The 9,354-nt window shown below is 72.4% G+C and carries 7 protein-coding genes; 5 read left to right on the top strand and 2 right to left on the bottom strand.

What is annotated here, in order from left to right; genetic code table 11:
• Nucleotides 1-84: 84 nt before the first annotated feature.
• From B4915_RS00125 to B4915_RS00105, 5 genes are all read left to right on the top strand, one after another.
• Nucleotides 85-1,647, top strand: coding sequence for an ABC transporter substrate-binding protein (locus tag B4915_RS00125; RefSeq protein ID WP_105803864.1), 1,563 nt, complete (start codon nucleotides 85-87; stop codon nucleotides 1,645-1,647).
• A gap of 120 nt (nucleotides 1,648-1,767) precedes the next feature.
• Entirely contained in the window at nucleotides 1,768-3,186 is a 1,419-nt protein-coding gene (locus tag B4915_RS00120; protein ID WP_105803863.1) for an amidase, read from the top strand.
• Nucleotides 3,183-4,235 (top strand): ABC transporter permease, encoded by a 1,053-nt coding sequence (locus B4915_RS00115; protein WP_245907258.1) that lies wholly within the window; start codon nucleotides 3,183-3,185, stop codon nucleotides 4,233-4,235. Before B4915_RS00120 ends, B4915_RS00115 begins: the two co-directional genes overlap by 4 nt.
• Complete coding sequence (locus tag B4915_RS00110) at nucleotides 4,228-6,117, top strand: dipeptide/oligopeptide/nickel ABC transporter permease/ATP-binding protein (RefSeq protein ID WP_105803862.1); 1,890 nt, start codon at nucleotides 4,228-4,230, stop codon at nucleotides 6,115-6,117. Before B4915_RS00115 ends, B4915_RS00110 begins: the two co-directional genes overlap by 8 nt.
• Nucleotides 6,104-6,910: an ABC transporter ATP-binding protein gene (locus tag B4915_RS00105; protein ID WP_105803861.1), complete on the top strand. Its 807-nt coding sequence runs from the start codon at nucleotides 6,104-6,106 to the stop codon at nucleotides 6,908-6,910. Before B4915_RS00110 ends, B4915_RS00105 begins: the two co-directional genes overlap by 14 nt.
• A 16-nt stretch (nucleotides 6,911-6,926) precedes the next feature.
• On the opposite strand, the gene B4915_RS00100 is transcribed toward B4915_RS00105, so the two are convergent.
• Both B4915_RS00100 and B4915_RS00095 read right to left on the bottom strand, forming a co-directional pair.
• Nucleotides 6,927-7,577, bottom strand: a complete 651-nt coding sequence (locus B4915_RS00100; protein ID WP_105803860.1) for a TetR/AcrR family transcriptional regulator — start codon at nucleotides 7,575-7,577, stop codon at nucleotides 6,927-6,929.
• Nucleotides 7,578-7,689: 112 nt separating this feature from the next.
• The gene (locus B4915_RS00095) at nucleotides 7,690-9,282 is read right to left on the bottom strand and encodes an acyl-CoA synthetase (protein ID WP_105803859.1); all 1,593 of its coding nucleotides are present in this window, start codon (nucleotides 9,280-9,282) and stop codon (nucleotides 7,690-7,692) included.
• Nucleotides 9,283-9,354: the final 72 nt, after the last annotated feature.

The raw sequence follows: 9,354 nt of genomic DNA, 5'->3' as shown, positions 1-9,354 counted from the left end.
AGATGTGTAAAAGAGACACCCGCCCCCCCCGCCCTCCCCCTGCGATCCGGAACAGCCGTTCCCCGCCCCTGAAAGGACCCAGCCATGAGGAAGCACATCGCACGACCGGCACTCGCCGCGGCACTCGGAGGAGCGCTGCTGCTCACCGCGTGCAGCGGAGCCGCCCCCGACCCGCAGGGGGCGGCGTTCGAGCCCACCGACACCATCCGCGCGACGATCGACATCCCCGCCACCTTCAACCCGGCGGTCGGCATGTCGCTCCCCGACTTCGTGCTCGCGCGCATGAGCTTCGACACGCTCGTGCGCAAGGATGACACGGGCGTCGTTCCCGGTCTCGCGGCCAGCTGGGAGGCGACGCCGAACTCGGCGACCTTCACGCTCCGGGAGGGGGCGAGCTGCTCGGACGGCACCCCCATCACGCCCACGATCGTGAAGAACTCGCTCGACGCCTTCGCCCAGTCCGGCGGCACGATCGTGCCCCAGACCTTCGGCAGCCAGACGCCCACCATCACCGCCGACGACGCCGCGAACACCGTCACGATCGACCTCGAGCAGCCGTGGGCCTACCTGCTGCAGGGACTCACCTCGGCCACCACGGGCATCGTCTGCCCCGCCGGGCTCGCAGACCCCGAGGGCCTCGCCGCTGGCTCCGTCGAGGGGGCCGAGTCGGGTCCCTACGTGCAGACCGCCGCCGAGCCGGGCGTGCGCTACCGCTACGAGCTGCGCGAGGACTATGAGCTGTGGCCCGAGTGGAGCAGCGAGATCGCCGGGGAGCCCGCGAAGAAGCTGGAGTTCGTCGTCTCGCCCGACACCTCCGCGACCTCGAATCTCGTACTCGACGGACAGCTCGACATCGCGAAGATCATGCCCGAGTCGATGGACCGCTTCGAGGGCCAGAGCGGCTACGAGGTGGCCAAGTTCCTCTTCTCCGACTTCACCCTCATCTTCAACGAGCGCGAGGGCAGCCCCTTCACCGACCCCGAGCTGCGCAAGGCGGTGGCGCAGGTGATCGACCGCGACGAGTTCAACACCGTCGCGATGCAGGGCCTCGGCGAGGTCGGCACCACGCTCTCCAATTCCTCCGCGCAGTGCGTGACCGGTGAGGACCTCGGCATCGTGCCGAGCGACCCCGCGGCCGCGGCGAAGGTGCTCGACGGCGTCAAGATCCGCCTCGTGGCGCCCCTCGTCGTGGGGACCAACGGCGCCGGCAACGTCTACCTGCAGGAGGCGCTCCGCGCCGCCGGAGCCGATGTGACGCTCGACAACGTGGACGTCGGCACGTGGATCTCCACGGTGTACACGCAGCCGGGCGACTGGGATCTGACCGTGTTCGCCGATCTCAACACCCTCGGCACCCTCGCCAGCCCGGTCGGGATGTACATCGGGCCCGGGATCCTCGAGGGCGGCGCCAACGTCGGCGGCGGGCAGCCCGAGGGCGTCGAAGCGCTCTACACGGAGGCACGCGCCACGCAGGACGAGGATGCCCGCTGCGCGCTGCTGCAGGAGGCCGCCGAGAAGATCGTGGCCGGATCGCACGGCACGCCCCTGATCACCGACACCTACCTCTACGCGCAGCGCCCCGGATTCCGGGTGAGCATGCTCGGCGGCTCGCTCGACGACCACATCTTCCGCATCACCGGCGAGTGAGCCGGGACGGGCGCGGGCGGACGGCGACGTCTCCCGCCCGCGCCCGCCGACCCCGCACGACCCGGGCCTCGCCGCCACGCCCCGGCAGGCCCATCGACCCCACCCGACCAGAGGACCAGCATGATCACTCCCGCCAGCTCAGCTCTCGACATCTCCGCCGCGATCCGCAGCGGCGACGTCAGCCCCGTCGAGGTCACCCAGATGTACCTCGACGAGATCGACGCCCGCAACGGCGACGTCAACGCCATCGTCTGGCTCGATCGCGAGGACGCGCTGCGGCGCGCCCGCGAGTCGGAGCGCCGCGTGCGCGACGGCGAAGCCCGCAGCGTCTTCGAGGGGGTGCCGATCCCGATCAAGGATCTCAGCAGCGTCGCCGGCCAGCCGAACACGATGTCCTCGCTCGCCGTCTCCGACGCGCCCCGCGCCGAGAGCGACGCGGATGTGCGGCTCATCGAGGACGCCGGCTTCGTGCTGCTCGGCCGCTCGAACAGCCCGGAGTTCGGCCCCCTCACCGCCTCGGAGAACTCCCGCCACGGCAAGACGCGCAACCCCTGGAACCTCGACTTCACCTCCGGCGGCTCCAGCGGGGGAGCCAGCGCCGCAGTGGCCGGCGGCTTCGCGCCGATCGGTCACGCCTCCGACGGCGGCGGGTCGATCCGCGTCCCCTCCAGCGTCACTGGCCTCGTCGGACTGAAGCCGAGCCGCGGCCGCATCCCGGAGGAGGTGCGCGGCTGGGAGCACTCCACGACGGCCGGTGTGATCACGCGCACCGTCGCGGACACGGCCGCCGCGCTCGATGTGCTCGCGCAGGTCGACCCCCTCGCCTGGTACTCGGCCCCCCGGCCGGCCCGTCCCTACACGGAGGAGCTCGGAGCCGAGCCGGGCCGGCTGCGCATCGGCCTGCTGCTCGAAAGCCCCGCCGGCCTCGACGTCGACCAGGCGAACGTCTCCGCGGCCCTCGCCGCGGCCACCGCGCTCGAGGAACTGGGGCACACCGTCGAACCCGTGCAGCCGTTCCTCTTCAGCCCCGAGGCGGGCAAGGGCTTCGTCGACCTCATCATCAGCGCGAGCGTCTACGCCGCGCCCTACGAGCACCTCGAGCTGGCCGACCCCTACATCCGCTACCGCGTGGAGCAGGCGAAGACCTTCCACTCCGGCGAGTACGCCGCGCTCGCCGGGCGGCTGCAGTGGGAGACGCGCCGGGTGAACGCCCAGTTCGGCCGCGACTTCGACCTGCTCCTCACGCCGACCATGGCCGTGTCGACCCCCCGGGTGGGCGTCGTCTACGACGAGGCGAACCAGACGCCCACGGCTCCCCGTCTCACCGAGGCGCGCCAGGTCACCTTCACCGCCTGGGTCAACATGGCCGGCCTGCCCGCCATCTCGCTGCCGGTGCACACCGATGAGCAGGGGCTTCCCGTCGGCGCGCAGCTCGTCGGCGGTCCCTTCGACGAGGCCGCGCTGATCCGCGTCGCCGCGCAGCTGGAGCCGGTCTTCGAGTGGCAGCGGCGCGTCATCCCGGAGCTCCAGGGCTCATGAGCGCGGCGGACATGCTGCCGGTGCCGGGCGACTCCACGCAGCACATCGCGACGGTCGCCCGCTCCGGGCGCCGCCCCGGCGCCGCCGCCTGGCTGCGCTCCGACTGGGCCGTGTTCGCGGTCCGGCGCCTGGGCGGGCTCGTGCTGTCCTTCGCGGTGCTCGTGGTCGGGGTGTTCCTCATCGTCCCCCTGATCCCCGGCGACCCGGCGGTCGCGATGCTCGGCAGCAACGCGACGCCGGAGGCGATCGCGGCGCTGCGCGAGCGGCTCGGCCTCGACCAGCCCCTCTGGCTGCAGTTCCTCGACTTCGTCGGCGGGCTGTTCCGCGGCGAGCTCGGCACCTCCTTCCGCTACGGGGTCCCGGTCACCGAGATCATCGGCACGAAGCTGCCCTACACGGCGCTGCTGGCCCTCGGCTCGATCGCGGTCGTGATCCTGGTCGCGATCCCGCTGGGCATGACCGTGGGCGTGCTCACCCGCGGCGGGCGGCGCGGCGCGCTGTCCACCGTGTTCGGCGCGGTCGCGGGGTTCCTCGCCTCCTTCCCCGCCTACGTGGCCGGCACGCTGCTGGTGATCGTCTTCGCGATCGGCCTGCGCGTGCTGCCGGCGGGCGGCGTGGACAGTCCCGGTTTCTGGGTGCTGCCCATCGCGGCCCTCGCGCTCGGCCCCACCTTCGCCGTGGCGCGCGTGGTGCGGCAGGAGACCTACACGGTGCTGCAGCAGGACTTCATGCGCACCGCCCGCGGCAAGCGCCTGGGGGCGATCCGCCTCTACGTCGTGCACGCGCTGCCGAATCTCATGACGAGCACCCTCACGCTCACCGGTCTCATCCTGGCGGGACTCATCGGCGGCACCGTCATCATCGAGAGCGTCTTCTCCTATCCGGGCCTCGGCCTCGAGGTCGTGCAGTCGATCATCTACAAGGACTACCCGACCATCCAGGGGATCATCCTGGTGATCGGGGCGCTCGCGATCCTCATCAACCTGCTCATCGACGTCGTCCTCGGCGTCATCGATCCGCGCACCCTCGGAGGCGGCCACCATGACTGACGCGAACGCCGTGCCCGCGGCCCCGGGCGGCCCGGGAGCCCTGCCGGCATCCGTCTCGCCCGCCCTTGCCGCGCCGGGCGGGACGCGCGCGCCGGATCCGGCCGCGCCCGCCGTGCGCCGCCGCCGGAAGCCGACGCCATCGCTCGTCGCCGGCCTGGTCCTCGGCGGCGTGCTGGTGCTCATCGCGATCCTGGCGCCCCTCATGCTGGGGGAGACCGCGGAGCAGCTGGGCGGCGGCTCCCGGCAGGGCCCGAGCGCCGAGCACCTGCTGGGCACGGACGCGCTGGGGCGCGACGTCTTCGCCCGCGCGCTCGTGGCGACCCGCCTCACCCTGCTCATGGCCGCCGGCGCGACCGCGATCTCGGTCGTGGGCGGCGTGCTCATCGGCGGCCTCATCTGGCTCGCCCCCCGGCGCCCGCGGGAGATCGTCCTCCGCCTGGTCGACGCGACGGTCGCCTTCCCCGCGCTCGTCCTGGCCCTCGTGATCGCCGCGATCCTGGGGGCCGGCTCGGCCTCCGCGCTCGTCGCCATCGGCGTCGCCGGGATTCCCGCATTCGCGCGGCTCACCGCGAACATGGTGGGCGGCATCGTCCACCGCGATTTCGTGACCACCGCGCGACTGCTCGGGGTGCCCGGCTGGCGGCTCTTCACGCGGCACCTCATGCCGAACGTGTCGGGTCCGCTGCTCGTCGTCATGACCTCGAGCTTCGCCCTCGCGCTGCTCGAGATCGCGAGCCTCTCCTTCGTGGGTCTCGGCGTGCAGAGCCCGCAGTTCGACTACGGCCAGCTGCTCAGCGACGGCCTGACCGCGATCTACTCGCAGCCGTGGCAGGCCATTGCGCCGTCGATCATGCTGATCTACGCGGGCGTGACGGCGATGCTCATCGGCGACGGGCTGGCGCAGACCCTGGATCCGGGGCTGCGGGCGGTGAAGCGACGGGCGAAGCTGGTGCCGAGCCGGCGCGACGACGCGATCGCCCCAGCGCCGGGCGCCCTCGTCGAGGTGCGCGATCTGCACGTGTACGCGCCCACCGGGGCCGAGCTGGTGCGGGGAGTGAGCTTCGCGATCGACCGGGGCCGGGTGCTCGGCCTCGTCGGCGAGTCGGGTTCGGGCAAGTCGATGACCGCGATGGCGGTCGCGGGCCTGCTCGCGGACGGCGTGCGCGCCGAGGCCGGGCAGCTGCGCCTCGACGACCTCGATCTGTCGCGCCGGAACGACCCGAAGCGCCTCGCGCTCGACATCGGGCTCGTCTATCAGGATCCCGGGACCACCTTCAATCCCGCCCTGCGCATGGGGGCCCAGCTCTCGGAGCTGGCGCGGGTGCACCTGGGGCTCGGCCGCCGCGCCGCGGCGGCGCGGGTGGAGGAGTCGCTCGACCGGATCCACGTGCGCGACGCGGCGAGCCGGGTGCGGCAGCACGCCTTCCAGTGGTCGGGCGGAATGCTGCAGCGCGCCACCATCGCCGCGGCCACCCTGCCCGAGCCGAAGCTCATCATCGCCGACGAGCCGACGACGGCGCTCGACGTCACGGTGCAGGCGGAGGTGCTGCGGCAGTTCCGCCGCATCAACCGCGAGCGTGGCACGGCCATGCTGTTCATCTCGCACGACATCGGCGTGGTGCAGGAGCTCTGCGACGAGGTGCTCGTGATGCGTGCGGGGCAGATCGTCGAGCGGCTGAGCGGTGAGCAGCTGCGGTCGGGGCGCGTCTCGCACCCGTACACGCAGCAGCTGCTCGACGCCTCGCCCCGCATGGACGACCCCATCACGGCGCGCCCCTCGGCGGGCGGAGGCGACGGCACCGGCCCGGCGCCCGAAGATCCGACCCCGGAGGCCGCGCCGGTGCCTTCGCAGAGCGCAGGAGGAACCCATGACCGCGCATGAGACACCCCGGCTCCAGCTGAGCGGGCTCGAGGTCGTGCTCGGGCGCGGCGTGCGGGCCAATCGCGTGCTGCACGGCATCTCCTTCGAGATCCCGGCAGGGCGGACGGTCGGGCTCGTCGGCGAGTCGGGTTCCGGCAAGTCGACGATCGCGAAGACGATCGTCGGGATCCACGCGCCCTCGGCCGGGCGGATCCTGTTCGACGGCGTCGACATCGGACGCCTGCGCGGCCGGGAGCGGGCGCGTCTGCGGCGCAGGATCCAGCTCATCCCGCAGGATCCGTACTCCTCGCTCGATCCGCGCCGGACGATCGGCCAGACGCTCGCCGAGGCGCTGGACCCGCGCGGCGCCTCGGTGCGCGCGCACCGGGCGCGCATCTCGGAGCTGCTGCGGCTGGTGGCGCTCGACGAGTCCGCCGCGGACCGCTTCCCGGGGGAGTTCTCGGGCGGGCAGCGGCAGCGCATCGCGATCGCGCGCGCCCTGGCCGTGGAACCGGAGCTCATCATCGCGGACGAGATCACCTCCGCGCTCGATCTGTCGACGCAGGCGGAGATCCTGCAGCTCTTCGAGCGCCTGCGTCGGGAGCTCCGGCTGACGGTGCTGTTCGTGTCGCACAATCTCGCGGTGGTGCGGCAGGTCAGCGACGAGGTGATCGTGCTGCTGCACGGCGACATCGTGGAGGCGGGCAGCGCCGAGCGGGTGCTCAGCGAGCCGCAGCAGCCCTACACGCAGCGGCTGGTGGCCTCGGTGCCGGGCGCCCCGGGCTTCTCACTCGAGCCGCAGCCGGGGGCGTGAGGGCGGGCGGCAGCGCTCAGGCGGCCGGCTCGCCCGGCTCGTCCGGCTCGCCCGGCTCGTCCAGCTCGTCCTCCAAGCCGCGGATGGCGTAGCCGAGGCTGCGCTCGAAGGCCTCGGCCGTGAGGGCGAGCTCGTCGTCCCAGTTCGCGGAGGCGCCGATGAGCGCGCGGCCGCCCTCTTCGGCGTCGCTCCAGGGCGCCGGATCGGAGGAGATGACCATCGCCGAGCCGATCGCCATCGAGTCGACCATGCGGATGGCGAGCGCCGCGGTGCGGGCGCTGTGACCTGCGGCGAGCATGATCTCGGCGAGGCGCGTGTAGACGGCGGTGATCTCCGGGGCGCTGACCGGCACGGTGGCGAGGTAGGGCACGAGGCCGGGATGCGCCGAGAAGGCGGCGTGGATCGTGGTGCCGACGGCGCGCAGGGCCTGCTGCCAGCTGAGGCCGTCGAGAGGCGGCACGGGATACTCGTGCGAGATCCGCAGGCGCAGCTGCTCGATGAGTCCCTCCCGGTCGCCCACGTGGTTGTAGAGCGAGGAGACGTGCACGGAGAGCTCACGGGCGATGCTGCTCATATTGAGCGGCTTGCCCGCGTCTATCTGGCGCAGCGCCGTGTCGACGATCGACTCGGTGGAGAGCAGGGCCTTGCGCGGTCTTCCTCGTGCCACACTGCTCCTTCGGCCGTCGTGAGGTGCTCCCCATCGTAACCCGCTTCGCGACACCGGACGTGGCGGGCCGGGCCCGGCGCGTGGGACCGCCGCGGCGCGCCGGGCCCCGCCCCTATCCGGTGTAGCGGGCGCGCAGCTCGGCCTTGCGCACTTTGCCGGATGCGGTGCGCGGGAGATCGTCGGTCACGATCACGCGCTTCGGGAGCTTGTAGCGGGCGAGCTTGCCGTCGAGTGCGGCGCGGACCGCCTCGGTGCTGAGGTGCTCGGGGTCGGTGCCCTCCTGCACGGTCAGGATCGCCCAGGGCACTTCGCCCCACTGCTCGTCTGGCGCGCCGATCACGGCGGCCCCGCTCACGCCGTCGAGGCCGTAGAGGAGGTCTTCGATCTCGGCGGGGTAGATGTTCTCGCCGCCGGAGATGATCATGTCCTTGAGCCGGTCGGCGATGAACAGGTAGCCGTCCTCGTCGAGGTAGCCGAGATCTCCGGAGCGGAACCAGCCGTCGGGCGTGAAGGCCGCGGCCGTGGCCTCGGGCAGTCCGCGGTAGCCGAGGAAGACGTTGGGACCCCGCACCTGGATCTCACCGATCGTGCCGCGCGGGGCGACGGCGACGGGGACCGGGTTCTCGCCGGAGGCCTCTCCCGGGCTGTCGTCCTCGGACTCGCCCGCCGCGATGGCGGCGATCCGCACCTCGGTGAAGAAGTGCGGCAGCCCCACGCTGCCCTGCTTGCGGCGGGTCATCTCGGGGGCGAGGCTCGTCGCGCCGGGGGAGGTCTCGGTCATGCCGTAGCCCTGGGAGAAGGAGAGGCCGCGGGCCTCGTAGGCTTCGAGGATGCGCGTGGGCACGGCGGAGCCGCCGCAGGTGAGCTTCGCGAGGCTCGAGATGTCGGTCTCCGCCCACTTCGGATGGTCGGCGAGCAGCTGGTAGGTGGTGGGGACGCCGCTGAGCTGCGTCACGCGGTGCCGCTCGATGAGTGCGAGCGCGCGCCCCGCGTCGAAGCGCTGTTCGAGCACCATGGTGCCGCCCTTCAGGATCACGGGCAGCGCACCCATGCCGAGCGCGGCGGCGTGGAACATGGGCGAGATCATGAGCGCCACATCGGTGGAGGCGAGGTCGTAGTCGACGAGCGCGTTGATGCTCACCCAGCTCAGATTGCCGTGGCTGAGCACGGCGCCCTTGGCGCGGCCGGTCGTGCCGGAGGTGTAGAGGATCGCGGCGGGGTCGTCGAGGCCCACGGCCGAGTCGACGTGTCCGCGCGTGCCCTCGGCCAGCAGGGCGTCGAGCCCGGGCCGGCCGTCCGCTCCCTCCTCTCCGGTCTGGATGCGGTGCGGGAGCTGGAGCTGAGCCGCGACCGTGGTGGCCAGCTCGGCGAACTCGGGCCCGTGGATCAGCATCCGCGCGTCGCTGTCGCTCAGCACGTGCGCGATCTCGGGCGGGGCCAGCCGCGTGTTCACGGGGACGAAGATCACGCCGAGCTGTGCGCAGCCGAACAGGGTCATGAGGAACTCGGGGCAGTTCTCGCCGAGGAAGGCGACGCTGTCGCCGCGGCGCAGGCCGCGCTGCCAGAGCAGGCCCGAGAGCGCGTCGGTGCGGTCGGCAAGCTCGCCGTAGCTCATGCGTTGCTCGTCGCCGAAGATCAGGGCGGTCTTGTCGGGGTTCTTCTGCCGCCGGGTGGCGAGCCAGGATCCGAGTCCGTGATTCTGCATGGTGCCTCTTCTTCGAGGAATGGGGGTGGGGTGTGTCGTGGGGTGTGCGCGCCGGGGGCGGCGCGCACACCC

It is taken from the genome of Leucobacter massiliensis (genome assembly GCF_002982315.1).
Classification (GTDB): Bacteria; Actinomycetota; Actinomycetes; order Actinomycetales; family Microbacteriaceae; genus Leucobacter; species Leucobacter massiliensis.
Note: the sequence above shows the minus strand (reverse complement) of the source record. Positions and strands in the feature narration are given on the sequence as shown.